We start from the raw sequence: 25,295 nt of genomic DNA, 5'->3' as shown, positions 1-25,295 counted from the left end.
CGGGCTCCCGGTGAGCGGAGCAACTTCCCCTGAGGTTGGAGCACTCCCTCACATGTCAGGGGCGCGGGTGCGAGCCTGTGATCACCGGTGGTTGGGAGCCGAATCTGTCGTCGATGTCTGGGATCCAGAAGCAGATCTCCAACGTCTTCAGGCGGTCCCAGTGCCGCACACGGCGCCCTTGTCTGATTGCGGCAGTCAGGTTTACGAGTAGCAGTGCCGCACAGCCTCCTGCCAGTACACGATCGGGTCCCACGACGAGCTCGATCACCGAGACGACGAGCGCGAACACCAGGGCGAGGGCCGAGTTCCGCAGCATCAACGCGAGGCCTTGCAGCCGAGTGATCTCACCCGCTGCCTCCTTGTTGTGGAGTTCCACCGCAGCCAACAGCAGAGACGCATCAGTGCGCACGAAGGGTCGGTCCCGGGCCTCGGGCACTCTGACCACGAATTCAAGACGAGCGTTCTCGATACTCCAGTTCCAACGCGGTGCCACCTTGTCCAGGAGGGCACTCAGAGGATAGGCGAGATGCCCCAACAGGTAACTGGCAACAGCGACTCCGACCACCTGTAGCACTGACGGTGCCGAGGCCAGACTTGTGAGATCGATCATGTTCAAGCGGGCGAGCACGTAAATGATCAAGGACAGATGCAGTGCTCCGGGTATCCCATAGGTGAACAGATCGAAGATGCCCACAGCTAAGGTCACGATGCTCCCCCTGATTCGCCAAGGCCCCTGACTCTAGTGAGTAGAGGCCAGGCATGGTTCTGATGAGTCGAGAGCTTCCCTGCCTGGCCATATGCCGAAGCGCCGCGTGCGGCTCCGTGTCACAGGCGCGGCCCACCCCGACCCACCACCTACCCCAGCTTCCATCCCGTCTGCCGTCGGCCCACACACCGTGGAGCGGGCGTGGTTCCTGGCGTCCAGGTGGAGCGCGCCACTGTACGAACGACCTGGACGCCAGGGGCCGCGTCTGCTCGGCTTCGCCTGGGTCGATGGCGGACGGGATGGAAGCTCCCCGCGCACGCCACTACTCGGCCGGCACTCGCGAACGGCGCCCCGTCCATCTCGGAGCCTGAGCGCCCCCGCCGGAGGCTCAACCGGCGACGACCTGTGTCCTCGTGATGCAGGGACCAGGGCTGTATGAAGCGGCCGAGCGCCAGCATTCCGACTGGTGGCTGTGGAGCGGGTGGCTTTGGTTGATCGCCTACTACGGGACGGTGACCTATCTATTCAGTCCTTATTTCTGTGTGGTTGGTACGTCGGCGTTGGTCGTCAAACGTCGGCCGTGGCCGGTCAATGCGAACATTCGAGCGCGTGTTTATGGATGGAATTCCCTGATGTGCTCAGGAGGCCGGTGGCCGAAGTGGATCCCATGACGCGTCCCAGGCGGGATCGGAGGTAACCCCATCTAAGCCCGTGCTCCGATGTGACCCGTACCCCGCCGGAGCGGGATGAGGGGCAATCCCGCAGCCCTTCACCGGGCCCCGTCCGCGCGCATCCCCCGTAGCGCCGGGCGGGTGTCCGCGCAGCAGACGCCGGAGTCGGTGTCGAGGGCGGGGCTCTGGCCCATCTGGCCGGCGTCCGCCTTGATGGTGTAGACCTCCCAGGACTCCTTGCCGGGGCCGTGGACCCAGACCTTGTCCTGGAGCGCGTAGCAGCAGGAGGTGTCGTTCTCCTCGAAGGTGGCCAGGCCCGCGTCCTTGAGGCGGGTGGCGGCAGCGGTGACCTGGCCGGTGGAGGTGACCTCGACGCCGAGGTGGTCCAGACGGGTGTCCTGGCCGGGGTCGCCCTCGATCAGAACGAGCTTGAGCGGCGGCTCGCTGATGGCGAAGTTGGCGTAGCCGGGGCGGCGCTTGGCGGGTTCGACGCCGAAGAGCTTGGAGTAGAACTCGATGGATCCTTCGAGGTCGGCGACGTTGAGGGCGAGCTGAACACGGGACATGGGGTCTCCCCGGCCGTTTGTATCGATGTCTGTCGATTCAACCTTGCGCTCTGGATCGAAGAACGTCAACATAGAAGCATGTCGAAACAAGAGCTTGATGTGCTGGGGCAAGGCGGTGCCGACGGCTGCTGCCCGGGATTGCTGGCCGCTCCGCTGGACCAGGACCAGGCCGGGGAGCTGGCGAAGGTGTTCAAGGCCCTGGGAGATCCGATCCGGCTGCGCCTGCTGTCGATGATCGCGTCCCGGGCCGGGGGTGAGGTGTGCGTATGCGACCTGACCCCCGCCTTCGATCTGTCGCAGCCGACGATCTCCCACCACCTCAAGCTGCTGCGCCAGGCCGGGCTGATCGACTGCGAACGCCGCGGGACGTGGGTGTACTACTGGCTGCTGCCGGAGATGACCGACCGGCTCGCCGGAATCCTCACCCGCCCCGCGGGCCGGCCCCTCCCCGCCCGGAACGAGAACACCGAGGCCGCTGGAGTCACCTCGTGACCGCCGACATGCCCGCGACCGGGCCGGTGGTGGCCCGGCTGTCGTTCCTGGACCGGTTCCTGGTGGCGTGGATTCTTGTGGCGATGGCGTCGGACTCGGCCGGGGGCGGCTCGTCCCCGGCCTCGGGAACGCACTGGCGAAGGTGACGGTCCCCGGGGTCTCGCTGCCGATCGCGCTCGGTCTGCTCGTGATGATGTACCCGGTGCTGGCCAAGGTCCGCTACGACCGCCTGGACACCGTCACCCGCGACCGGCGCCTGCTGCTTCACGATGGGCTGCGGCGACGCCTGCCCCGTCTTTCCCGGCAAGACGTACCTCGACTGGAAGCTCGACGACCCGGCCGGACAGGGAGTGGCCGCGGTGCGGCCGATCCGCGACGAGATCCGCTCCCGCGTCCAGGCCCCCTGATCGACGAACTCACCGCGGGGCCCCCGCCTGACCGCCTCCACCAGCACCCCGTGGTGCACGGCTCGCTGTCCGTGTACCTCTTGATCGCGCCGCCTCAGGCGCCCCGCCGCGCCTCACCCCCATCAGCTGCGCTCACCAGGCGAGCACGCGCCCGGGGGCCGCAGGCGGCGGGCTGCGCTGCGGGCCGCCGAGGCGACCGTGGCGCGGGCCTCGCGCGCGGGCAGGCCCGTATGGAGCGCTGCCTCGACCAGGGCCGGGGCCAGCTCGGCGCCCGCGCCCGTCTCGTACGCGCGGCAGGCGGCCCAGAACAGCCGGACGTTGCGCTGCCCCTCCCGCGAGTCGCGCACGAACCGTACGAGCGCGGCGGCGTGCTGTTCCGATGGCGGCGAGCCGGGCTGGTACGGCCGGGGCGGGGCCGGGCGCGGGGGCCGGAGCAGCCGCAGTAGTACGGGCGGGACGGGGGCGGGGCTCCAGGCGGGGGAGCCGGGTGCGAGCCGGTAGCCGCCGTGTGTGGTGGACGAGCCGGGGCCGACCAGGTAGCCGCCGACCCCGCGGATGTCGATACCCGGGGCGAGGCGGCCGGCGGAGTTGGGGACGGAGAGGCGGGGCGGGCCGCACAGCCACAGATGCCGGCCTCCGCCGGGGGTGAGCACGGTGACGGTGCGGGGGATGGCGAAGGCGTGCTCGCGGGCCAGCCGGGCGAGCGCGGCGGCGCCGTCCGTTCCGTTCTTGAGGTCGAGGTCGACGCCGATGAGGTGGTACGGGGCGCATCCGCAGGCGATGCCGTAGCCGGTGGCCCAAGGGGCGGCGGCGAACAGCGCGCGGACCGCCTCCGGGTCCGCGGTCGCGTCATGGACGCCATGGCCGATCCGGCCGCATGCGCCGCGGCACGGCAGGGGGTCGGGGTCGTGGTGGTGAGGGGAGCGCACGGCGGGCAGCTTCGCGCGGGACAGTGGGATCACGCGGAAGCCGTGCGCCGCGGCGGCGAGAGCGTGGGCGAGTGCGAGGGTCGCCATGTCGCCCATTTTCGGACAAGTGTTCGGTAATGGGAAGGGGGTCGGGGAAGCAGCTGGGGATGGCCGAAAGCGTGCGGAACCGGTTCTCCCTCGGCCGCGCCCGGCGGTCGGGGGTGGCTTACGGGCGCGGCCGGGGGAGCGGGGGCGCGTGGGGCGTTTGAAATGGGTTCATCATGCTTGCGTGGTAATTGGGGCGGCCTCGACGCATCGCCCGCGGCCCGGTGGGCAACTCTGCTTCGGCGATTACTTCCCGAGCGTCGGAGGGCCTGACATGGCAGACAGTCGGACCGGCTTTTGTCCCGCGTACACCGCGCCCCTTGCGTTCGGAGCGCGGCGCGGTTCCGGACCCGTGACGCGACCGCACGGCGGCAGATCACCGCCGGCCCCGGGGGTGGGTGCCAGAGGGGCCGCGCAGGGCAGGGCAGTGTTCGGGACGAGATGGGTGAGCTGCGGTGATTCATTGAGCGAAACGGACGGGTGAGGTCGTACGGTCGCGCGGTGGCACATCGATGCCGCCGCGCGATCGTGCTTGACAGCGTCAATTTACCTGACGGGTAGTCAGGAAAGCTTTTCCGTGCGGTCACGCGACGCCGTCGACGCCGTCAAGCCGAGGGGAGTCCGCTGCCCATGCACCCCGCCCCCACACCCCGCCGCCGGCGGCAGCCGCGCGCCCCGCTCGCGGGAACCGAATGCGCCGCCGAGGTGTACAGGATGTGTCAGGAGATTGTGGGGGATGCGGAGCCGATCCGCGGCGGGGGAAGCGATGACGCACGATGAGCCGTACGGACTGCTGAGGGCGTACGAGGGGCGGGCGGCCGCGAGCGGCGGCGAGGGCAGGGACCCGGTCAACGAGGCCATGATCAGGCACTGGTGCGAGGCTATGGGGGACACCAACCCCGCCTATCCGGTCGCCAGGCCGCAGCGGCCGCAGATACTCCTGCTCGCAGTCCGTATGGCCATCGGCGCCACCGAGTTCTCCAAGGACTCCGGCCGCAGCGAGCTGAAGCTGGCCGTCGAGGCCGTCCAGGCGGCCCTGGACGACGCGGGGCTCAGCCCGGCCGATGTGGACGGGCTGGTCACCTTCACCATGGACACCAGCCCCGAGATCACCGTGGCCCAGGCGTGCGGCATCGGCGAGCTGACCTTCTTCTCGCGGGTCCACTACGGCGGGGGCGCCGCGCGGGCCCTGGTCACCGCGGGCACCGGGGTACCGACATCCGGGCTTCTGCTCGGCGCAGACGGCTGAACCGCGCGCGTGTCTGCGGCGTCGGCCCTCCGGTGTCCACTTTGACTCCTCATATGAAACGAAGAAGGAAGAGCAGATGGAAGATCACGGGCTGGACCGCCGGCCTAATCGCGGTGCTGACCACCTCGATCGCCGGCGCCGCCCCCGCCTCCTCGGCGGAGATCCTGCCCGACCCCCGGCCACTGGGCGCCAAGGTCTTCAAGGGCTGGGCCTTCGACACCTGCCACGCACCGTCCCTCACCACCCTGAGTGCGTGGAAGAACTCCCGCTACCGCGCCGTCGGCGTCTATTACGCCGGCCGTGGCCGGGCCTGTCCGAGCCAGCCCAACCTCAGCGTCTCCTGGATGCGCGGCGTCAAGGCCATGGGGTGGCATGTGCTGCCCATCTACGTCGGATCCCAGTCCCCCTGCGTCCGCAACACCAACAAGAAGCACGTCCCCGTCGGCAGCGCGCCCTTTTCGCAGGGGCGCAAGGAGGGGAAGGACGCGGTGAACCGCGCCAAGGCGCTGGCCATGAAGAAGCGCAGCGCGCTCTACCTCGATATGGAGGCGTACGACCTCAAGCGCACGGCCTGCGCCGCCACCACTCTCTCCTTCATCCGCGGTTGGAACCGCGAGGTGCGCTCCCACGGCTTCTTCCCCGGTTTCTACAGCAGCGCCGAATCCGGGGTGCGCCATGTGGAGCAGGCCCGGAAGGCCGGGCTCCATGACCTCCCCTCCGTGATGTGGTTCGCGCGCTGGAAGAAGAAGGCCACGCTGTACGGGGAGCCGGTCCTGCCCAAGAGCGCCTGGCATCCGCACCGCCGCATCCATCAGTACGTGGGCAATGTGGATGTGACGCACGGCGGCCGGAAGCTGCGGATCGACCGCAACAAGGTGGACGCACCGGTCGCGATCATCAGCTGAGCCACCGGCCCGGACCCCGGCGCAGGCCACCACAGCGGGCGCCGTCGCGGACCCCGGCGCGGGCACCGGCCCGGACCCAGTCTCGGACCCCGGCGCGGGCACCGGCCTCCGGTACAACCCTGACGGACTACCCGCCCTCTCCCCCCGCAGGAGGTGATGCCGGCCCTACCCCTACAACCTGAGGTTGATCCGCCTTCGGCACCTTCGGCCGATCCGCGGTGACGGCCCCGCTCCTAGCGTTGAGCCATGACCACGACCGTGTGCACAGGCGCATCCGCCGCCGCGTTCCCGTCGTTCACAACGTACGTACGGGCGCGGGGACCGGTGCTGCTGCGCACCGCCCGCTCGCTGACCTCCAACGCCTGTGACGCGGAGGACCTGCTGCAGACCGCGCTGACGAAGACGTACATCGCGTGGGAGCGCATCGAGGACCACAACGCGCTGGACGGCTATGTGCGGCGTGCGCTGGTGAACACCCGGACCTCGCAGTGGCGTAAGCGCGAGGTCGACGAGTTCGCCTTCGAGGAGCTGCCCGAGCCGGATCCGGTCCCCACGCCGGACCCCGCCGAGCGGCAGGTTCTCCGCGACACCATGTGGCGCGCGGTGCTGCGGCTGCCGGACCGTCAGCGGGCCATGGTCGTCCTCAGGTACTACGAGGACCTGAGCGAGGCCCAGACGGCGGAGGTGCTCGGAGTGTCCGTCGGCACGGTCAAGAGCGCGGTTTCGCGCGCCCTCGGCAAGCTCCGAGAGGACCCGGAGCTCAGCCGCGCGACCTGACAGGTACGCGGCGGGTCGTGGGACCGCTGCCGGGGAGGGTAGTGACATACCGAGCGGTCGGCTGCAGAATCAGCGGCATCTCTACCCACGCGTAACCGGAACCCTGGAGGCCCCGGTGCTCAGCACGATGCAGGATGTACCGCTCACCGTGACCCGCATCCTTGTACACGGTGCGCTTGTCCACGGAACGTCCCGCGTGACCACCTGGACCGGTGACGGTGAGCCACAGCGCCGTACCTTCCACGAGGTGGGCGTGCGGTCGATCCAGCTGGCGAACGCGCTGCGGGATGAGCTCGGCGTCGAGCCGGGACAGGCCGTGGGCACGCTGCTGTGGAACAACGGCGAGCATCTGGAGGCGTATCTCGCGGTGCCCTCCATGGGCGCCGTGCTGCACACGCTCAACCTCCGGCTGCCCGCCGAGCAGCTCATCTGGATCGTGAACCACGCCGCCGACCGCGTGATCATCGTGAATGGCTCACTGCTGCCAATGCTCGCGCCGCTCCTCCCCGGTCTCGGCTCCGTGGAGCACATTGTGGTCGCGGGGCCCGGCGACCGTTCCGTCCTGGAGGGATGCCGGGCCCGGGTCCACGACTACGAGGAGCTGATCGAGGGCCGCGCGCAGCGCTACGCCTGGCCGGTCATCGACGAGCGCCAGGCCGCCGCGCTCTGCTACACCTCGGGGACGACCGGGGACCCCAAGGGCGTGGCCTATAGCCACCGATCCATCTATCTGCACTCGATGCAGGTCAACAGCACCGAGTCATTCGCGATGTCCGGGCGGGACACCCTGCTGCCCGTGGTGCCCATGTTCCACGCGAATGCCTGGGGGACTCCGCACGCCGCCTTTATGGTGGGTGCCTCGATGCTGATGCCCGACCGCTTTCTGCAGCCCGAGCCGCTGGCCGCGATGATCGAGAGCGAGCGCCCGACCATCGCCGCCGCCGTTCCCACCATCTGGCAGGGGCTGCTGGCCGAGCTCGACGCGAAGCCACGCGATGTGGCCTCCCTGCGCAATGTCTACATCGGCGGCGCGGCCTGTCCGCCCGCCCTGATGAAGGCGTTCGAGGAGCGCCATGGCATCCGCGTCGTGCACGCATGGGGCATGACGGAGACCTCGCCGCTCGGCTCCATGGCCCATCCGCCCGGCGGTCTCTCGGCGGAGGAGGCATGGCCCTACCGGATATCCCAGGGCCGCTTCCCCGCCTCCGTGGAGGCCCGGCTGACCTCGCCCGGCGGTGAGCGCGTGCCCTGGGACGGGAAGACGCCGGGCGAGCTGGAGGTGCGCGGGCCATGGATCGCGGGCGCGTTCTACGGAGGGGTGGACGGCGAGCCGTTCCGCCCCGGGGACAAGTTCGCCGAGGATGGCTGGCTGAAGACCGGTGACGTCGGCACGATCACGCCCGACGGCTATCTGACGCTGACCGACCGGGCGAAGGACGTCATCAAGTCGGGCGGTGAGTGGATCTCGTCCGTCGAGCTGGAGAACCAGCTGATGGGCCATCCGGAGGTCGCGGAGGCGGCGGTGGTGGCGGTGCCGGACGAGAAGTGGGGCGAGCGGCCGCTCGCGACGGTGGTGCTGAAGGAGGGCGCCACGGTCGGCTACAAGGAGCTCCAGGCGTTCCTCGCCGAGCGGGTCGCGCGCTGGCAGCTGCCGGAGCACTGGACGCTGATCGCGGCGGTGCCGAAGACGAGCGTGGGGAAGTTCGACAAGAAGGTGATCCGCAAGCAGTACGCGGACGGGGAGCTGGATGTGACCACCCTCGGCTGAAGAACGGCCGGGTGGGGCGCGAACGGGGGCGCGGGCCGGTTGGCCCGCGCCCCTTCGTACCAGCGGAACCGACGGAACTCGCTCTTCGGCGGGCCCCGCCGTCAGCGCCGCACGAGCACACCCGACACCCAGTGACCGTCCGGCTGGATGGTCCGGCCGCGTCTCCCGGGTGCCCGGACCGCCCGGTGGAGCACGCCGTTGACGGTCATCCGCCGTCAGCAGGAGCGGTGAGCTGCGCCCCACCAGCGCACCACCAGCGACGTCCCGCCGGGCCGCCGGGCCGCCGGGCGGGCCAGGGATCTCATTGCACCGGTTGCCCGGGACGTGGTTGGCTCGGGTGCCCGCCTGCCGCCGGAGAGACCGTGACCAGGCCCGCCCCCGCGATGCCCCCGTGGACAGCGCTGACCGATGCCGCGGGTGGCGGCGTGCTCGACGGCGGTGTTCTTGTAGCCGGCGTCAGTGAAGGCTTTGGAGATGCTGGGCTGGTGTGTGGCGAGGTGATCCAGGAGGCCGGATGCCGCCGCGGAAGTCCTGGACGCCGGCGGCGGTGACCCGCGGGGACGAGGATGGAGCGGGCGGTGTGGTACTTCGTCGCGGTCTTCCCGCCGCGGATGCGGCACGGGCTGCCCGCCGGGGGCTTCACATTTCGGACAGTTGTCTTGTTCTACCGCAATTGCGGATTGATTGGGCGTCAGGTCCACCCATAGTCTGTCGGAACTGTCTCGCAGAACGCCGGACGCGCGGCTTACTCCAGGAATGGAGTCAACGATCGGTTTTAAGCCGCAGCAGTGGCTCGACTGGTACAACAATCGGTGACTTCATAGTGAGGTAGGCCACATCCCGCCCGTCGAGCTACGAAGCCAACCGCTATCGAGTAGTCACATAAACACAGCTCGTAGCACCTGACTGAGAAGTCCACCGGGCCCGTGACGGTCCACACGTAGAGTATCCGGGGCATGTGGCACCCTACCAACGCTCATATCCCTGCGGTAAATTGAAATACCGTCACCACTAACCGACATCTGTAGTCGGTATCGTGGGGAATCAGCCGAACGAGGGGAAAACCAAGGATGTTACGCAGGCACACAAGAAATGTCCGCCTCGCCACGGCCGCAGCAGGGTTCGCCGCTGCTGCGGGCATGGGAATCGTCAACGCTCCATCGGCCGCGGCATCACCCGAGCAGTGTCAGGTTGGATACTTCTGTGTCTGGCAGAACAGCAGCTACACCGGCCGGTTCTACGCAGCGCCGAGCAGTGTGCCCAACATCGGTGATTTCATGAACGATAGGACGACGTCGTACTGGAATCGCACCACGTCCTGGATCACTTTGTACAGCGACTCGAACTACCGGGGCTGCATGACTGCGGTGCCGGCCGGGGGGTCGGCCGCGGCCATCGCCCCGAATCTGAACGACAGGGTGACCTCCTTCACGATCTCCCCTCGCCCCACCTGCTAGCCCGAACCGGAACGCCGGCCAAGGGCTTTCGGGCGCGAGTGACCGGAACCGCTCAGAGTTCGTGAAGTGACGGACGGAGATTCCAATTTACTCCGCCGATATCGCCCTGGCATCGCGATGTCCACAAATGGACGCGGTTGCCTGCGTACTCGCCGCGGCTTTTCTGGGCGCCCGCGCCGAGCTGAGTGTCGTGGCCGCCGGTCTGGGTCTGGGAGCCGTGGCCGCCTACGGGGTGGCAAGGACGCGGGCCGCACTGCCGTGCGCGGCCATCGCCTGGCTGGGAGCCGGGGGCCTCGCGGGCACCCTGAGCTGGGGCCTGGGGGAGGAGTATCCGTTCGGCTACGCGCTGGCGGCCTTCCAACTCCTCGTCGGCACCGTGTTGCTGCCCGGGCACCTGCGGCGCTCGGCCCACCGGGCCGCCGCGGGCGCCCGGGCGGGCCGCAGCGGACGCTAGACCTCCGCCGGAACCTTCTCGGCCGCCGTCTCGGGAGCCTCCTCGGCAACGCCACCGGCAGCATCGTCCGCAGCGGCCGTGGCGGCCGTGTCGGCGAACGCGGTGTACATCGCCGACCCCTGCTGGTGTGACTTCTCGACGGCGTTCTTCTTGACGAGGGTCTCCAGGTTGTTGCGCACGGTCTGAACCGACGTCGCCCGGTCGGGATGGTCCTGCGCGAGCTGGTCGGTGACCTCACGGGCCACGCGCGGCTCGCCGGGGGGCTTGAGGAGGATGGCCAGGATGAGCTCGTGCAGCGGCGGGCCCGCCTTCTCCTTGGGCGCGGGCGTCTCCGCCGGGACCTCCGCGGTGGTGGCGGTCTCCGCCGGAGCCTTCTCGGCCGTCGCCTTCTTCGTGGTGGTTTTCTTCGCGGCCGCCTTCTACGCGGTGGTCTTGCCCGCCGTGGTCTTCTTCGCGGCCGCCTTCTTCGCGGGCTGCTTGGACTGCGCCGCCTTCACCGGCTTGTCCTGCCGTGGCTGGGGAACGGTCTGGAGCGCATCGGCAACGGCTCTGGGGGCGCGCGGACGGCGTCAGTTGGTGCCGATCTTCGCCAGCAGATCCACGATCCGCGCCTGCACCTCCGCGCTCGTCGAGCGCTCCGCGAGGAACAGCACCGTCTCGCCCGAGCTCAGCCGCGACAGCTGCGCCGGATCGATATCGGCGGAGGTGTAGACGACCAGCGGGGTCCGGTTGAGCAGCCCGTTGCCGCGCAGCCAGTCGACGATCCCGGTCCGGCGGCGGCGTACCTGCATCAGGTCCATCACCACCAGATTCGGCCGCATCTGCGCCGCGAACGCCACCGCGTCCGCGTCCGTCGCACCGCAGGCCACCTGCATGCCGCGCCGCTCCAGCGTCGCCGTCAGCGCCGCCGCGATCGGCTCGTGCTCCTCGATCAGCAGGACGCGCGGCGGATGCTGCTCGCTGTCGCGAGGGGCGAGCGCCTTCAGGAGTACGGCCGGGTCGGCGCCGTACGCCGCCTCCCGCGTCGCCTGGCCGAGCCCCGCCGTCACCAGCACCGGCACCTCGGCGGCGACCGCGGCCATACGCAGTGACTGCAGCGCGGTCCGGGTGATCGGGCCGGTCAGCGGGTCGACGAAGAGCGCCGCCGGATACGCGGCGATCTGCGCGTCCACCTCCTCACGGGAGTTCACGATCACCGGGCGGTAGCCGCGGTCGCTCAGCGCCTGCTGCGTCGACATGTCCGGCGCGGGCCATACGAGGAGGCGGCGCGGGTTGTCCAGCGGCTCCGGCGGCAGTTCGTCGTCCGGCGGCGGAGTGCGGTCGTCCACGATCTCGATGGCCCCGTTGGGACCGTCCAGCGGCTCCGGGCCCTCGGCGCCCTCGTCCGGCGCGCCGATCGCGAAGGCGCGGCCCGAGCTCTGCGGCGAGGCCGCCGGCCGCTGCGGCTGCGGCCCCGGTCCGGCCTGGGGACGCGACTGCGCGCCGGGTTGCGCTCCGGCTTGCCCACCGACGTGTGCGCCGACGTGCGGAGGCGTCCGGCCGCCGGCCGGCTCCAGCTCGGCCGAGGTGCCCTGGTCCGCCCTGTCGGAGCGGGCGGCCAGCTTGCGCCGTCGGCCGGAACCGGTGGTGTTGGTGCCGCCGGAGGGCGTCTGCGGCTGGCCCTGCTGGGGCCGGCCCGCCGGCTGCTGTCCCGGCGGGAGCTGACCCGGCCGGCCCTGTCCCTGCTGGCGGTCGCTGACCTGCTGGGCGAACGGCACGCCCTGACCCAGCGTCCGCACGCTGATCGCGCGCCCCTGAGTGGTGTCCGCGCTCGGCGGGGCCTCGGCGGGCAGCGGCTGTGGACGGGACTGGGCGGGCGCACCCGGCCACTGGCCCGGCGGCTGACCCGGCGGTTGCCCACTTGCCGTCGCGGGCGGCGCGCCCTGGCCGGTCGCGGCCTCCGGCTGCTCCTCGGAGAGCGGCCGCCGGGCCCGGCGGCGTCCGGTGGGCTGCTGCTCCTCGGGGGTGCGGGCGGCGGGCAGCGCGGGCATGGGGGACCCGCCCGGACCGGCGGCCACGCCGGGGCCCTGGCCCTGCGGCTGGCCCTGGCCCTGGCCTTGGCCCTGGCCCTGGCTCTGGCCGGGTTCGGCCGGCCAGCCTCCGGGCCGTGCGGCGCCGTTGGGCGGTACGGGTTCGCCTCGTACGGCCAGACCGGCGCCCGCGCCCTGCTGCGGCTGGGGGGTGGCGCTCCGCGGGTCGCGGGCGCCGTGCTGCGCGGGGACGAGCCCGGCCGGGCCGAGCTCGGGCGGCAGCGCGCCGGGCTGCGGCGGCCGGTCGGCCGCGGCGGGCGGCAGCGCGAAGGGGGACCGGCCCGCGCCGGGCTCCCCCGCCGACTGCGGCTGCCGCTGGGACTGGGGTTGCGGTTGGGGTTGTGGTTGCGACTGAGCCTGGGGCTGGGCCTGGTCGGGCATCGGCCGGTTCGGCGCCTCGGCCAGCGCGCGCCGCGCCCGGCGGCGTCCGGCGGGCTGTGCGCCCTGGTCCGGCTGGCAGCCGTTGGTGTCCGGCGAGGGCTGCCCCCAGGTGGCCTGCTGCTCCGGCATCCGGGCGGCGGGCAGCGCGGGCATGGCCGACTCGCCCGGCCGGGGCCCCGGCACGGCGGCCGGCTGCGGCCCCGGCCGGGCGACATCGGCCGCCGCCGGGGGCAGGGCGAGGGCGGACCGGCCGCCTCCGCCCTGCGGGTTGGCACCGTTGCCCTGGGGACCGCCCTGCTCCTGCGCCGGGGCGCCGCGCCGGGCGCGCCGCCCGCCCGGGGGCTGCTGCTGGGCGGCCATGCCCTGCGGCGGTACAACGCCCATGGCAGGCGTGCCGGCCGGCTGCGGACCGGCCGCTTCCGGTGCATCGCCGGGGCGGGCGTGACGATGGGCGCCGGTCGTGCCGCCCTCGGTGTCGGTGTTCGTGGCCGCCGACGGATCCTCGTCGGGGTGGGGCCGGGCCCGGCGGCGCCCGGTCGGCCGTGGTTCGTTCTGCGCGCCCGGGCTCTGCTGCTGTACGGGCGGGTCCTCGCCGACGGCCGCGGGCAGTTCGGCGGCCACGCCGCCCTGCTGGGCGGCTGCCGTACGGGGGTCGACTGTGTGCGGATCGGGTGTGCGCGGATCGGGTGTGCGCGGCTCGGCCCCTTGGGCACCGCCGCCCCGCGTGCCGCCTTGTGTGCCGTCCGGCCCGGCGGCGCCGCCGCTCGTACCGCCCGCGACGCCGCTGGTGTCGCCTCCCGCGGTGTCGGACGCCGCCCCGTGCCGCGCGCGGCGTCCGGTCGTCGTCTGGCCGGCCCCGTTGCCCGCCGCGGTGTCCGGGCCCGTGCCGGTGGACCCGGCCGTGCCCTGGCCCTGCGTACCGTCGCCACGCTCCGACGGCGTCGGCGCACCGCCCTTCGCACGCTCCTGGTCCGCGGCGGCCGCCGAGATCGGCACCTCCAGAACATAGGCGTGCCCGCCCATGCCCGGCATCTCATGCGTCTGCAGCACGCCCCCGTGCCGGCGCACGATCCCGCGCACGATCGGCTCGTGCACCGGGTCGCCGCCCGCGTACGGCCCGCGCACCTCGATCCGTACGACATCGCCGCGCTGCGCCGCAGCGACGACGATCGTCGAGTCGCCCGACGCAGTACCCGCGCTCGAGGCGGCCTTGCCGGTGGAGTCGACCCCCGCCACGTCCGCGATCAGATGGGCGAGCGCCTGGGCCAGCCGCTCCGCGTCCACTTCGGCATCGATCGGCGGCGCGTGCACGGCGAACTGCGCGCGCCCGGGGCCGATCAGCTCGACCGCGCCCTCGACCCCCGCCGAGACGACCTCGTCCATCGAGACCTTGCGCCGGGCCAGTACCTCGCCGTCCGAGTCGAGCCGCTGATAGCTCAGGACGTTGTCGACGAGCGTGGTCATCCGGGTGTAGCCGGCGGCGAGATGGTGCAGGATCTGGTTGGCCTCGGGCCACAGCTGCCCGGCCGGGTCGTCGGCGAGCACGCCGAGCTCGCCGCGCAGCTCCAGCAACGGCCCGCGCAGCGACTGGTCGAGCACGGCGAGCAGCTGGGTGTTCCGGCCGGTGACGGAGTCCAGCCGCTCGGTGTACCGCGCGCGCTCCTCGGCCAGCTGGGTCCGCAGCTCCTCCAGCGCCTTCGTGTGCTGGGCGGTGAGCTCCTCCAGCTCCTCGGCGTGCTGGGTGGTGAGGCTCTCCACCTCCTCGGCGTGCTGGGTGGTGAGGCCCTCGACCTCCTCGGCGTGCTTGGCCACCAGAGTCTGCTCGGGGCGCCGGTCGGTGAAGGTCATGACGGCGCCGACGAGTTGGTCGCCGTCCCGTACGGGCGCGGTCGTCAGATCGACCGGGACCTGGCTCTCGTCCTTCGCCCACAGCACCTGACCGCGCACCCGGTGCTTGCGGCCGGAGCGCAGGGTGTCGGCGAGCGGGGACTCCTCGTACGGGAAGGGGGAACCGTCCGGGCGCGAGTGGTGTACTAGAGAGTGAAGCTCCTGACCGCCCAGGTCACTGGCCCGGTAGCCGAGAATCTGCGCGGCGGACGGGTTGACGAGGACCACCTTGCCCTCGGTGTCCACGCCGACCACGCCCTCCGCCGCCGCGCGCAGGATCATCTCGGTCTGGCGCTGCTGGCGGGCGAGTTCGGCCTCGGTGTCGAGCATCCCGGTCAGGTCTCGCACGATGAGCATCAGCAGCTCATCGCCGGTGTAGCTGTACTGATCGGCGTAGGGGGCCGGCCCGTCCTCCAGATTCGCGCTGGTCACCTCGACGGGGAACTGCGCCCCGTCGGTGCGCCGGGCCATCATCCGGGTCGGCTTGGTGCCGTCTGTCTGCGCCGTTTCCCGGGGGCGCCGCATCGACCCGGGAATGCGATTGGGATCGAAGGAGGGGAGGAGATCGAGCAGACCACGACCGACAAGGGCGGTCCCCGGCGTCTCGAAGGACTCCAGCGCGATGTGGTTGGCGTTGACGACCGTGCCGTTGCAGTTGACGAGCAACAGCGCGTCCGGCAGGGCGTCGAGTATAGCTGCGAGGCGAGCAGCGCCTCGGGATGGCCTGCTGCTCACGACGACGCTTCCTCCCTGACTACCGCACCTTGCTGACACTCGCGGTCATTCTGCCGCCCCGTCTGCGGAGTGTCTCTAGGGGAGTCTACGGGCACCGGGGGCGGGCGCGACGATAGATGAGAGGGAGGTCGCAGCACGACGTACGCGTCTCGGCGCACGCCCGGACAAACCTCCCCGGCCTCTCCTCCTCCCAGCCCTGGGCCAATCCCCAGGTCAGCTCCCAGGGGTGCGCAAAACGATGGAGAACCGATTCCACCGGGCGATTTCACACCCGTTGGTGCGGCTGAAGCGGGCGTTGACGGGCCGCCCCGCCCAGTGGCCGCTCACCTGCGCCGTGGCCGGCCCGCCGTACTGCCCCGTGCACATCGCGCCGGGCGGCACGGGCGCGAACGGATCCCGCCCCCACTCGGTCACCGAGTCCAGCTGCCCACACGCCGCCCGCGCCCGGGGGTGCGTACCGCCGGTCGGGTGGCAGGCCAGGACGTACGTCGCGGCGTCATCGGGCTCGCCCGTCTCACTCACGGTGACGAGAAGCCGGTCGGCGCTCTCCCCGTCCACCGGCAGGGGCAGCGGCAGCGGCGTGCCCCAGGCGGGGATCAGCGCGGCGACGGAGGCGGCGGCCGTCAGGGCGGCGGTGACGGCGATACGGTGCAGCAGGGGCATTGGGGGTACTCCTGTCGTGATCATTCCGGGGCGCGCTGCCCCTGCCCCGTCTAACGTGCCGCCGCCGCCCGCGTTGCGCCGCCATAAGGGCTTTGCGATGGCGCCCGCCCGCCGAGTACCGTAGGCCGCGATTGGTGACATCCCGCAGGGCTGTGACATCATCTGCACACGCCACATCGCGCTCGCGTGAGCGGCTCGGTGTGCTGGAGGCTTCGCCTAGTCTGGTCTATGGCGCCGCACTGCTAATGCGGTTTGGGGTAACCCCCCATCCCGGGTTCAAATCCCGGAGCCTCCGCTTCTCCAGAAGCCCCGGCCGAGATCGGCCGGGGCTTCTGTGTATCCCCGAGGCTCCGCCCGCACCTGTCGTCACTCAAGGTGACCAATGGATCGTCTTCTGTCGCAGCCGATCAGGTGATCATGCTGCGCGAGCTGGAGCGGTGCCTTCCGCCTCGGCGGCCCCTGCCCTTCTCCTGGGCTCCTCCGAGCGCATCACGCCGCCGGGGCCGGCGGACCCTCCAAAGGGGAGTTTTCCCAGCTCAGCAGGGGTGCGGCAAACGGATTTCACCTGACGGCGCAGGTCATGTAATGTTGTCCCCGCAACGCCGACCGGCAAGAAAAACCGCCGGGAAGCCAAGCGCTCGTAGCTTAACGGATAGAGCACTTGACTACGGATCAAGAGGTTGCAGGTTCGAATCCTGCCGAGCGCGCAGCAGCTCAGAGGCCCCTTCCGATCATCGGAAGGGGCCTCTTGCGTGTGCGTTGACATCCAAACTGACATCAGCCGCTGGGCGGACAGAATCAGGCGGGGACCGGGGTGCCGCTCGGGCCGTATCATCATCATCGTCACCGCTGATGTCACGCAGGGCATCGCCGACCCGGTCGAAGGCAGAGCGCTGAGAGTCGAGCCGGACGAAGGTGTAGATGTCCATCGTCACGTGGATCGTGTCCGAGCACTTCCATGATCATCCGGGCGTCGGCCCCCTTCTCATGTAGCAGAGACGCACAGGTGTGCCGGAGATCGTGGAAGCGGACGCGCCGGACCCCTGCCTTGTCGCACAGGAGGGTGAAGGACCGGTTCAGGTTGCGCGGCTCGATGGGCGTCCCGTTCTTCGTGGTGAAGACAAGATCACTGCCGCCTTCCTTCCACCTGTCCCCTGCCGCCAGCCGGTCTCCCTGCTGCTGGGCCCGGCGAGCCCGGAGCGCTGTCACGCACTCGTCGGGCAGTGCCACCCGCCGGGCCGACCGCTGAGTCTTCGGGGCGGAGATCAGCAGTTCCCCGCCAACGCGCTGGAGCGTCTGGCGGATGGTGACCGAGCCGTCCGACAGGTCCACGTCCTTCCACCGGAGGCCGAGGACTTCCCCGCGCCGCAGGCCGACCCGTACGGCCAGCTCGTACACCGCCCAGAGCCGGTTGCCACGCGGCAGCGGTCCGTCAGTGCAGTCAGCAACTCAAACCGCCTCGCTGAGCCACCCCCGCCCGAGGAGCGGACGCGCCGACGCAGCAGCACGACCAGCTCCACGCGCCCAACTGGCCCGCTAGGGGCGTGTTTCGGAAATGGATCTCGGGGCAGCACGGCGTTCTGGGGCGAGCGTGTCCGCCTCGCAAGATCGGCAGCGGTCGGTGGGCAGGTGCTGGTAGTAGTCGGCCATGGCAGGAGATCTGTGGACGCCGGTGGTTTCGATGGTCGGTGTGGCTGTGGGAGGGGCGTTGACGTATCTGACCCAGCGCACGACGCAGCGGGCGGCCGACCGGGCTGAGGAACAACGACGGGCTGCGGCGCTGGCGGAGGAGCGACGTGCCGAGCAAATCAGGACCGTGCTGGAATTCATCCGGTTCGCCCTGGAGGCCGAGGGTGTGGCTCATGCACGACCATCCCAGTGGGAGGTCAGCGATGAGTGGTACCGGACGGCCAGGCCAGCGATGGACGGTCTGCGCATAGCCGAGAACGGCGTCGAACTGCTATGCGCGCCCGGCCTTCACGCACCGACGACCGCTTACGCCCGCGCCTTGAATCAGGCGGTCTGGCAGGAGGGTGACGGGACGAGCCTGGCCGAGCGCCTGGAGCCGTTCAAGGCGGAGTTCCTCGCCGTCGCACGCCGCAGCCTGAGCTGACATCGCAGGTCACAGCACTCGCTGATCGCGGTTACCAGCACGGTCGCTTCGTGGCGCACAGCCAGCTTGTCGTTAGCCGAAAACCGCGGTGCCGCCATCAGACGGGCCCGGGGTCGGTGGCTGGTGGCGGTCGGCCTCCGAGTCTTGAGGCACCTCCCCGGTCCGGGTCCCTCATCGGGCAAGGCCAGGGGGCCACTCGTGCTCATTGCGGGCAGGTCCAAAGACTGCCCGAGTTGCCAACGAGCGTACGGCCCCCTGACCATGCCCGACCCCAGACCGGGCAGGCCACCGCCCCAACACTCTCCGGCCGGCCGCGTGCAAAAGGTGCACCACCCAGCACCGCGCCATCATGCAAAGAGCCCCCACCGCTCCGAGGTATGAAGCAGCGGGAACTCGCCATCGCAAGATTCAGCCCAAACCGAGCGGACAACCGCCCGACGACGGGCCGGTCATAGCCTGATCCCGGCTTTCTTGGCAATCTTGTTGAGCTTCGGGTTGCTTCGTTTGTGGAGATGGGTCAGAACACGGCCGAGTTCCTGGCTCGTCGGGTGGACTTTGGCCATCTGGGGGGCCACTTCCCAGGCATCGACCAACGAGTCGAGCGCTCCATCCCGATCTTTGAGGGCTAGCTTTGCTCTCGATACATTCATGTGAGTCGGGCCGATTCGGGTTGGTGGCAGCGAAGTGCCCTCCCTGAACAGATCGGCAGCCGTTGCCACCGCGTCCTGATACTGCTCCGTGTCGGTCTCAGTCGCGATCACGTGGGTGGCCGTGTTATCCGGGCCAAAGAGCATCCCACGCACGTTCAGGTCCGTTCCGACGAATTCGGCAGCCTGCCACGCAGCCTCGATATGGCGCTGAGCTGTCGTCACGTCCCTCAGTCGCCCGGCGAGAGTCATTCCCCTGAGATGGAGAATTCCCAGGCCGATATGGCGGTCCCGGCCCGTCAGAGTCGTCTCAGCCATGACCACCGCACGGTCAATGACGGCCAATCCTCCGCCGAAGTCTCCGCCGTTGAGGAACGTACCGGCCTCATCACGCGCGGCAATGGCGAGGGATAGAGCGTCGGCTCGTTCCGAGGCTTGCTTTTGCCTTGCTACGGCCAGTTCCGCCAATGTCATCCAGCGGTGCCGTGCAGCCAGCCAATAGACGGTGCTATAGACATCGGCCACCCTGCCCCAGTCTTGCGGCTGGCCGGTCGCATGAGCGGAGTCCTGCACTCGTGACAGAACCTCAGGGAGTTTGTGGGTCACAAGCGTGAGGTCTGCGGCATCTCGCAGTTGAAGTAGCTCAGCCACCTCATGTTCTAGAGCCGCTTGCTCGGCTGGCGGGCCCTGAGGAAGGTCGAAACGTCGAATGGCTGCGCGAAGCGAATTAAGGCTGTCCTCGTCCCCGGGCTGGACGGGAGCGGGTTTGAGAAGTTCGTCCAGCGTGATGTTGAACGCAGTAGCGAGGGCAGCGCCCATCACCTGGCTGAGGGCACGTTCGCCACGCTCGATCTTGCCAAGCTGTGACTTGGACATGCCAGCTCGCCGCGCCAGGTGGTCCTGGCCCCAACCTCGCTCCTTGCGAAGACGCGCGACATTCGCGCCCGGGCTAACGGTCTCTGTCTCCATGAGCTGCGCTCTTCCCGCTGAGAGTGCTTTGTTCGCCAGTCTCTCAGGGCCGACTACCCGCAGCCCGGCGCTTGTGCACTTCTTGGGCACTTTCGACTCACCGATCCGTCGTTGACTGACTACTGAGAGCGAGACAGCCCGACGGCACCTGCACCCGCCGGGGTCATGGTCAACGCTGAGGGGAGCGCCAACGTGAGGAAGAGGATCGCTCGACCGGCGAAACGGCTGCCGCGGACGTTATTGGACCTGGTTGGCGGACAGCCAGGACGGCACAGCGCCGCCTACCTCGCTACCGGCGCCCCACGCATAGGGCCCCTGCCTGCACCGACACCCGTCATCCCCGAGGGGCTGGGGCAACCGGCCGCGACTGGGCCTCCCTTGGTTCGGATGCCACCTCAGGCAGGCCGCATCGCTACGTGGCGCGGGAGATCTGTTTCATACATCGATCAGCCGACTCTCGAACTTCTCCGTGTTCCCGCTCACCTGCGGGTTCCGATCTTCTGGGACACCGATCCAGCGCCTCCGTACGTCCCGCCCTTCTCCCTTCAACAGCGGGAGCCAAGGCGATGAGGGGCCGTCCAGCGGGACGCGGGCAGCGAGCGCTGAAGGCATCGTCCGGCCGACGGCTGCTCCAACTGGCGGAGACCATCAGGAAGGGAGCCGAGCGTGAGCGCGCTCGTGTTGATCGGCGGCAGCAGTCGAAGGGGCGTGTTCGTACGACGCGACGACGGCCCCGGGAGGCGCCACCCCTTGCAGTTCCCACCGTGCCGGTGCTGGGAGCGCACGGGTGTGCCGTGCCCGGAGGCGCAGCAGCGCCAGGACCAATTGGGGCTGCGATGACGTCCAGCGCCGCGCCGGACGAGACACCGGAGACCACGGGCCAGTCGGGCCAGTCGGACCAGTCGGACCAGTCGGCCGACCAGGCGGAGCGTGCGTTGCCCTCGCTGGATGAGCTGGAGTCCATGGCTGACACGCTCAGCAAGGGCATTCAGGCCCACCTGGCCGACCTCAGACGGCACGGGAAGCCGCCTGGGTGACCGCCGCGCCGTCATCGAGACGGCCGCCCAGGTCCGAGCCGACATGGGTCGATGGCCAGGGCCGCCGCTGGTACTGCGGCTACTGCGTGGGATGGGCGACCGTCCGGTGCCCCGACTGTGCCGGGTTCGCCGGAGGGTGCCGAACCTGCGTCGACACAGGCAAGGTCGCCTGCATCGTCTGCTCCGGGGGTCGCTGGCCCAAGTGGATCCCGTGAACCGCAGACCTCTGACAAGCCCCGCCCGGCAGTGGCGCTTGCAACCCATCTGACCGGGCGGTTCCACACCAATCGCGACGAGGAGCAGGAAGTACATGAGTAGGGCCCGGCACACGATCCAGGCAGCCAAGACGGCCAAGGACACCCGCGGTTCCAGCGATCCGGCTGCCCGCCAGGGCCACCTGGCCGACCGACACGTCAGGCAGACCACACATGTCTGTGACGACAACTGCGAAGACCCCTGTCGGCACGACGTCGGCTGAACCCAAGATCCCTCGCTTCGTGTGAGCCCACTTCACCGGAGCGAGGCGAGGGGCCTCTCGCGTAGCCCCTCGCGAGCCCCGCCCGTGCGTCGTTCCCCCGTAGCGCCGGGCGGGGCTTCCGCCCCATCGGAGACCGATCCAGAGCGTGTCCGCAATCGCAACCCCAACAAGGGAGTGACAGCAACATGACCGCCATCGATGACCGTCCGGTTCCGGCACTCGCAGGGCTCATCAATCTTCTGGAGCTGGAGATCACGGGCGGTTGCCAGCTCACGTGCACCCACTGCCTCGCGGAGTCCAGCCCGCAGGGCACACACGGCACCATGACCCTCGACAACTGGCGGACGGTCATCAACGACGCCGCCGCACTGGACATCGCGACGATCCAGCTGATCGGCGGGGAGCCGACGCTGTACCCGCACTGGACCGAACTCGTGGACCTCGCCCTGCGTCTGGGGCGCAAGGTGGAGGTCTACAGCAACCTCTTCCACGTCCGGCCGCAGTGGTGGGATGTGTTCACCCGTGAGGGCGTCTCGCTGGGCACCAGTTACTACAGCGACCGTCCCGAGGAACACGACGAGATCACCCAGCGGAAGGGCGGCTACCACCGGACCCGCGCCAACATCGCCGAGGCCGTACGCCGAGGCATCCCCCTGCGCGCCGGAATCGTGCACGTCAACGAGGGACAGCGCGTGGCAGAGGCGCGGGCCGAACTGGTCTCCCTCGGCGTCAAGCGGATCGGTACCGACCGCGTGCGCGCTGTCGGACGCGCGGCGACCACCATCCCCAGCGTCACCGAGTTGTGCGGCCGGTGCGGGGATGGCCGGGCGGCGGTGCTGCCGGATGGCAGTCTTTCCCTGTGCGTGCTCTCGCGGTTCATGCCGTGCGCGAACGTCCGGGAGAAGCGGCTCGCGGAGATCTTCAGCAGCCCCGAGTGGAAGGCGGCCGTGGACAGCATCCCCAGGCCCCGCCTGGGCGCGTGCGGGCCGGACGACTCCGACGCGTGCGACCCCTCCAACAACGCGTGCGAGCCCACCGACGACCAGGGAGTCGAGACATGGACTGGGAACAACACGCCACCCAGCTCGCCGACCAGGTGACCGACCCCGTTTCACGCTGGCGCGAACCCATCGCAAGCGTCCCCCGGCATGAGCTGGTACCTCGCTGGTGGGAGCACGACGGCGAAGGGAGGTGGATCCTCCGCGACGGCGCCTCCGTGCCCGGGGCGTGGATGCGTACGGCGTACAGCGATATGTCCCTGATCACCCGCGTGGGCGCACTCCACGCCGACCACGCAGAGCCGAGCGATCGTACGGAGGGGCGGCCGACGTCATCGGCGACCCACCCGGGACTCGTCGTCCGGATGCTGCGCCACGGACGGCTCACCGACGGCATGGACCTGCTGGACATCGGCACCGGCGCCGGGGGCCTCGCCGCCTACGCGAGCAGGCGATTCGGCGACCACAACGTGACGAGCGTCGACATTGACCAGTACCTCTGCGACGCCGCACGGGCCCGCCTGGCCGCCATGGGGCTCCATCCCATGATCTACACCCAAGACGCCACGAGCGACCTCCCAGGGGCCTACGACCGGATCATTGCCACGGTCTCAGTCCGGCCCCTGCCCGCATCGTGGCTCAGCGCACTTCGCACCGGGGGACGCCTGGTCACCACCATCGCGAATACCTCGCTGATCCTCACCGCGTGGAAGACGGAGGACGGTGGCGCGGTCGGACAGCTCGAACGCGACTGGGCCGGATTCATGCCCTCGCGCCACGGCCCCGACTACGAACCGGGCCTGACCAAGCTGCTCGCCACGGCACGCGACCACGACGGAGAGGAGGTTTCCATAGGCCGGTATCCGGTGGTGGACGTAGAAAATGCGTGGGAGCTGCGATCCATGCTGGAGATCACCGTTCCCGGTGTTGAGCTGGACTACGAACGGCACGGACCCTGGTGCACCGCGTACCTCGTCCACGCTGACGGATCATGGGCACGCGCATCGGCCGAACGGACGGACCCGCCCACCGTGCACCAGGGCGGCCCGCGTCGTCTCTGGGATGAGCTGTAGCGCATCCGTAACCGGCAGAGTGCGGAGGGCGGGCTTTCGCTGTACGGCAGCCGGGTGAAGATCACACCCGACGGCGTCTGCCACCTGTCGAGAGGGCGGTGGGCGGCAAAGATCGACTAGCCCGGACCCGAGCCTGGAGATTGTGGACCACTGGTGGACCACGCCTCGTGTATCGGCCAGGCAGAGGGGCCGTTCGTGCAGGTCAGGGATGGAGCCGTCACCCTGGCTACAGCCCTCTTGAAAGTCGTTTTCGCGGCGCGCGATCAGTCCCGTGTGGATCTTCTATGGCGAAGGATGACGGCAACGCTGACGGCAACGACGGCGCATGGCATCCGCCAACGGTCCGCCGCGAGCACCGGGCCGGACCGCCGCCGAGGCCCGCGCCAGCACCCTGCCCGAACCTACGGATCAAGAGGTTGCAGGGTCGAAACCTGCCGAGCGCGCACCAGGACAGATGCCCCTTCCGATCATCGGAAGGGGCATCTGGCGTATGTGATGACATCAGCGCTGACGGTAACCGCCGTTGCGGTTTTGCCGGCGGCCTTGACGCCCTTGTCCCCGGCCTGGTCGCCCTGGTCCGTCCCCTTGCTCGCCGAGGCCGACGGCTGCTGGTTCTTGGCGGGTGACTCGCTGCTGCCGCCGTCCTGGGCGAGGTCCTCGTTGCAGGCGGTGGCGGAGAGGGCGATGCCGGCCGCGCAAAGGAGGCGGCGGCGGTGCGTGTGCGGCGCGTGTGGCCGGTACGGCCGGTACGGCCGGTGCTGCGGTTCATCATGGCCGTGACAAACGGCTGGGGCGGCGGGGAAGATCCACTCGCAGCGGGGCTGGGACCGTGCCGTTGCAAAGTAAGACAACGGATCATGGGTTTCCCTGAGCGAGCAGAATGCCGTAAGGTTACAAACACGACGCGGGGTGGAGCAGCTCGGTAGCTCGCTGGGCTCATAACCCAGAGGTCGCAGGTTCAAATCCTGTCCCCGCTACTCAGGTATCGAGGGCCCGGCACTTCTTCAGTGCCGGGCCCTCGGTCGTTTCCGCGGCACCGCGATCAGCGTGCCGCCTTCCAGCGCACCGGCCGCTTCGTATCGTCGCCTGTGCTGTACGTCACCACGGACGGCCGCTCGCCCTTGGGCACCAGGAACACCTTGCACAGGGTGGCGCTCGCGCCGGCGGCGAAGTCGTCCGGGTCCTTGCCCCGGCACGGCTTCACCCCGTCGTCGGCGGTGATGAGGGGCTGGGCGTCCACGCCGCTGGTGTCCTCGAGTCCGGTGGGGGTGTTGAGGAAGGGGTAGTGGAGGGAGCTGTCACCGGTGTTCTCGAAGGTCATGGTGACGTAGTACGGATGCGTGGTGCGTGCGTCGGAGTGCGAGCCCGCCTGCGTCAGCTCGGCCCGCGTGCCTTTTCGTATGCTCACCGCCGTCACCCGCAGGGTGCCCCGCAGATGGTCCGAGCCGCGCTTGTAGGTGATCGACGTGGCCTCGCCGAGCGGGAGCGTCTTGCCGCCGTCGCTGTCGGCGGCGCCGCCGCCGGCCCGGTCGGCACGGTCCGCCTGGACCGCGGGCTGTCGCCGGGCGGACGCGGTGTCGTCGTCCTCGCAGCCGGAGGTGAGGAGGGCGATGCCGAGCACGCAGACGAGAGCGGTCCCGGCTCGGGCGCGGATCGGTCTGCTGTGCACGGGCGTCCCCTGGTGGTGGTCGATGCCGGCGGCGTGGGCAGGCCGGGAAGCATGGAGTGATCTTGCTACCGCAGATCATCATGGGCGCGACAAAAGACCTGGTCCCGGCTG

19 protein-coding genes, 3 tRNA genes and 3 pseudogenes are annotated in these 25,295 nt (G+C 70.0%); 16 read left to right on the top strand and 9 right to left on the bottom strand.

Features of this window, described 5'->3' with window-relative positions; translation table 11 throughout:
- Positions 1-55 precede the first annotated feature (55 nt).
- Together ABZS71_RS10410 and ABZS71_RS10405 are read right to left on the bottom strand one after the other, a co-directional pair.
- Positions 56-706, bottom strand: a complete 651-nt coding sequence (locus tag ABZS71_RS10410) for a hypothetical protein (protein ID WP_356208802.1) — start codon at positions 704-706, stop codon at positions 56-58.
- A 769-nt stretch (positions 707-1,475) separates the two neighbouring features.
- Positions 1,476-1,943, bottom strand: coding sequence for an ArsI/CadI family heavy metal resistance metalloenzyme (locus ABZS71_RS10405; RefSeq protein WP_356208800.1), 468 nt, complete (start codon positions 1,941-1,943; stop codon positions 1,476-1,478).
- A gap of 78 nt (positions 1,944-2,021) precedes the next feature.
- Between ABZS71_RS10405 and ABZS71_RS10400 the strand changes: the two genes are divergently transcribed.
- The 3 genes and pseudogenes from ABZS71_RS10400 to ABZS71_RS10390 all read left to right on the top strand — a co-directional run.
- Complete coding sequence (locus tag ABZS71_RS10400) at positions 2,022-2,435, top strand: metalloregulator ArsR/SmtB family transcription factor (RefSeq protein WP_356208799.1); 414 nt, start codon at positions 2,022-2,024, stop codon at positions 2,433-2,435.
- An 8-nt stretch (positions 2,436-2,443) separates the two neighbouring features.
- A pseudogene (locus ABZS71_RS10395) lies at positions 2,444-2,700 on the top strand (arsenical-resistance protein); the annotation flags it as partial.
- Positions 2,696-2,842 (top strand): annotated as a pseudogene (locus tag ABZS71_RS10390) (phosphotyrosine protein phosphatase); the annotation flags it as partial. The pseudogenes ABZS71_RS10395 and ABZS71_RS10390, both read left to right, overlap by 5 nt.
- 122 nt (positions 2,843-2,964) lie before the next feature.
- Here ABZS71_RS10390 and ABZS71_RS10385 read toward each other — a convergent pair.
- Complete coding sequence (locus tag ABZS71_RS10385) at positions 2,965-3,858, bottom strand: bifunctional DNA primase/polymerase (RefSeq protein WP_355849889.1); 894 nt, start codon at positions 3,856-3,858, stop codon at positions 2,965-2,967.
- 733 nt (positions 3,859-4,591) lie between these two features.
- On the opposite strand from ABZS71_RS10385, the pseudogene ABZS71_RS10380 reads away from it, so the two are divergent.
- From ABZS71_RS10380 to ABZS71_RS10355, 6 genes and pseudogenes are all read left to right on the top strand, one after another.
- Positions 4,592-5,038: pseudogene (locus tag ABZS71_RS10380) on the top strand (hypothetical protein); the annotation flags it as partial.
- Between the two features lie 119 nt (positions 5,039-5,157).
- Positions 5,158-6,009, top strand: coding sequence for a DUF1906 domain-containing protein (locus ABZS71_RS10375; protein ID WP_356208797.1), 852 nt, complete (start codon positions 5,158-5,160; stop codon positions 6,007-6,009).
- Positions 6,010-6,255: 246 nt separating this feature from the next.
- Complete coding sequence (locus tag ABZS71_RS10370; protein ID WP_356208796.1) at positions 6,256-6,786, top strand: SigE family RNA polymerase sigma factor; 531 nt, start codon at positions 6,256-6,258, stop codon at positions 6,784-6,786.
- 115 nt (positions 6,787-6,901) lie between these two features.
- Positions 6,902-8,554 carry a long-chain fatty acid--CoA ligase gene (locus tag ABZS71_RS10365; protein ID WP_356208795.1) on the top strand — a complete coding sequence of 551 codons (1,653 nt, stop codon included), beginning with the start codon at positions 6,902-6,904 and terminating at the stop codon, positions 8,552-8,554.
- Between the two features lie 1,070 nt (positions 8,555-9,624).
- Complete coding sequence (locus tag ABZS71_RS10360) at positions 9,625-10,011, top strand: peptidase inhibitor family I36 protein (RefSeq protein ID WP_356208794.1); 387 nt, start codon at positions 9,625-9,627, stop codon at positions 10,009-10,011.
- Positions 10,012-10,138: 127 nt separating this feature from the next.
- Positions 10,139-10,465 (top strand): hypothetical protein, encoded by a 327-nt coding sequence (locus ABZS71_RS10355; protein ID WP_356208793.1) that lies wholly within the window; start codon positions 10,139-10,141, stop codon positions 10,463-10,465.
- Here the strand turns inward: ABZS71_RS10355 and ABZS71_RS10350 are convergent.
- The 3 genes from ABZS71_RS10350 to ABZS71_RS10340 form a co-directional block, all read right to left on the bottom strand.
- A complete protein-coding gene (locus ABZS71_RS10350) occupies positions 10,462-10,710 on the bottom strand; it encodes a BlaI/MecI/CopY family transcriptional regulator (RefSeq protein WP_356208792.1) in 249 nt (82 codons plus the stop codon). The genes ABZS71_RS10355 and ABZS71_RS10350 overlap by 4 nt on opposite strands.
- A 324-nt stretch (positions 10,711-11,034) precedes the next feature.
- Positions 11,035-15,537, bottom strand: coding sequence for a PAS domain-containing protein (locus ABZS71_RS10345; RefSeq protein WP_356208790.1), 4,503 nt, complete (start codon positions 15,535-15,537; stop codon positions 11,035-11,037).
- A 213-nt stretch (positions 15,538-15,750) separates the two neighbouring features.
- Entirely contained in the window at positions 15,751-16,200 is a 450-nt protein-coding gene (locus ABZS71_RS10340) for an SSI family serine proteinase inhibitor (RefSeq protein ID WP_355849874.1), read from the bottom strand.
- A 205-nt stretch (positions 16,201-16,405) separates the two neighbouring features.
- Here ABZS71_RS10340 and ABZS71_RS10335 point away from each other — a divergent pair.
- Together ABZS71_RS10335 and ABZS71_RS10330 are read left to right on the top strand one after the other, a co-directional pair.
- A tRNA-Ser gene (locus tag ABZS71_RS10335) sits at positions 16,406-16,495 on the top strand.
- 339 nt (positions 16,496-16,834) lie between these two features.
- Positions 16,835-16,907: transfer RNA gene (locus ABZS71_RS10330), tRNA-Arg, on the top strand.
- 148 nt (positions 16,908-17,055) lie between these two features.
- Here ABZS71_RS10330 and ABZS71_RS10325 read toward each other — a convergent pair.
- Positions 17,056-17,598 carry a site-specific integrase gene (locus ABZS71_RS10325; protein WP_356208788.1) on the bottom strand — a complete coding sequence of 181 codons (543 nt, stop codon included), beginning with the start codon at positions 17,596-17,598 and terminating at the stop codon, positions 17,056-17,058.
- A 310-nt stretch (positions 17,599-17,908) separates the two neighbouring features.
- On the opposite strand from ABZS71_RS10325, the gene ABZS71_RS10320 reads away from it, so the two are divergent.
- Positions 17,909-18,313 (top strand): hypothetical protein, encoded by a 405-nt coding sequence (locus ABZS71_RS10320; RefSeq protein WP_356208786.1) that lies wholly within the window; start codon positions 17,909-17,911, stop codon positions 18,311-18,313.
- A gap of 449 nt (positions 18,314-18,762) precedes the next feature.
- On the opposite strand, the gene ABZS71_RS10315 is transcribed toward ABZS71_RS10320, so the two are convergent.
- Positions 18,763-19,929 (bottom strand): helix-turn-helix transcriptional regulator, encoded by a 1,167-nt coding sequence (locus ABZS71_RS10315; RefSeq protein WP_356208784.1) that lies wholly within the window; start codon positions 19,927-19,929, stop codon positions 18,763-18,765.
- A gap of 836 nt (positions 19,930-20,765) precedes the next feature.
- On the opposite strand from ABZS71_RS10315, the gene ABZS71_RS10310 reads away from it, so the two are divergent.
- The 4 genes from ABZS71_RS10310 (at position 20,766) to ABZS71_RS10295 (ending at position 24,492) form a co-directional block, all read left to right on the top strand.
- Complete coding sequence (locus tag ABZS71_RS10310; RefSeq protein ID WP_356208782.1) at positions 20,766-20,966, top strand: hypothetical protein; 201 nt, start codon at positions 20,766-20,768, stop codon at positions 20,964-20,966.
- A 663-nt stretch (positions 20,967-21,629) separates the two neighbouring features.
- Complete coding sequence (locus tag ABZS71_RS10305) at positions 21,630-22,544, top strand: radical SAM/SPASM domain-containing protein (protein WP_356208781.1); 915 nt, start codon at positions 21,630-21,632, stop codon at positions 22,542-22,544.
- Positions 22,502-23,515 carry a methyltransferase domain-containing protein gene (locus ABZS71_RS10300; protein WP_356208780.1) on the top strand — a complete coding sequence of 338 codons (1,014 nt, stop codon included), beginning with the start codon at positions 22,502-22,504 and terminating at the stop codon, positions 23,513-23,515. The genes ABZS71_RS10305 and ABZS71_RS10300 overlap by 43 nt, the downstream gene beginning before the upstream one ends.
- A 903-nt stretch (positions 23,516-24,418) precedes the next feature.
- Positions 24,419-24,492, top strand: a tRNA-Met gene (locus tag ABZS71_RS10295).
- A 65-nt stretch (positions 24,493-24,557) separates the two neighbouring features.
- On the opposite strand, the gene ABZS71_RS10290 is transcribed toward ABZS71_RS10295, so the two are convergent.
- Positions 24,558-25,184: a hypothetical protein gene (locus ABZS71_RS10290; RefSeq protein ID WP_356208779.1), complete on the bottom strand. Its 627-nt coding sequence runs from the start codon at positions 25,182-25,184 to the stop codon at positions 24,558-24,560.
- Positions 25,185-25,295: the final 111 nt, after the last annotated feature.

This window comes from Streptomyces sp. NPDC005393 (genome assembly GCF_040606675.1).
GTDB lineage: Bacteria > Actinomycetota > Actinomycetes > Streptomycetales > Streptomycetaceae > Streptomyces.
This window is presented reverse-complemented; position numbering and strand designations above follow the sequence as displayed.

Coding starts and splice junctions, on each gene's coding strand:
- ABZS71_RS10405 (WP_356208800.1), bottom strand. CDS start 1,943: ATGTCCCGTGTTCAGCTCGCCCTCAACGTCGCCGACCTCGAAGGATCC.
- ABZS71_RS10400 (WP_356208799.1), top strand. CDS start 2,022: ATGTCGAAACAAGAGCTTGATGTGCTGGGGCAAGGCGGTGCCGACGGC.
- ABZS71_RS10385 (WP_355849889.1), bottom strand. CDS start 3,858: ATGGCGACCCTCGCACTCGCCCACGCTCTCGCCGCCGCGGCGCACGGC.
- ABZS71_RS10375 (WP_356208797.1), top strand. CDS start 5,158: ATGAAACGAAGAAGGAAGAGCAGATGGAAGATCACGGGCTGGACCGCC.
- ABZS71_RS10370 (WP_356208796.1), top strand. CDS start 6,256: ATGACCACGACCGTGTGCACAGGCGCATCCGCCGCCGCGTTCCCGTCG.
- ABZS71_RS10360 (WP_356208794.1), top strand. CDS start 9,625: ATGTTACGCAGGCACACAAGAAATGTCCGCCTCGCCACGGCCGCAGCA.
- ABZS71_RS10355 (WP_356208793.1), top strand. CDS start 10,139: ATGGACGCGGTTGCCTGCGTACTCGCCGCGGCTTTTCTGGGCGCCCGC.
- ABZS71_RS10340 (WP_355849874.1), bottom strand. CDS start 16,200: ATGCCCCTGCTGCACCGTATCGCCGTCACCGCCGCCCTGACGGCCGCC.
- ABZS71_RS10315 (WP_356208784.1), bottom strand. CDS start 19,929: ATGGAGACAGAGACCGTTAGCCCGGGCGCGAATGTCGCGCGTCTTCGC.
- ABZS71_RS10310 (WP_356208782.1), top strand. CDS start 20,766: ATGACGTCCAGCGCCGCGCCGGACGAGACACCGGAGACCACGGGCCAG.
- ABZS71_RS10305 (WP_356208781.1), top strand. CDS start 21,630: ATGACCGCCATCGATGACCGTCCGGTTCCGGCACTCGCAGGGCTCATC.
- ABZS71_RS10300 (WP_356208780.1), top strand. CDS start 22,502: ATGGACTGGGAACAACACGCCACCCAGCTCGCCGACCAGGTGACCGAC.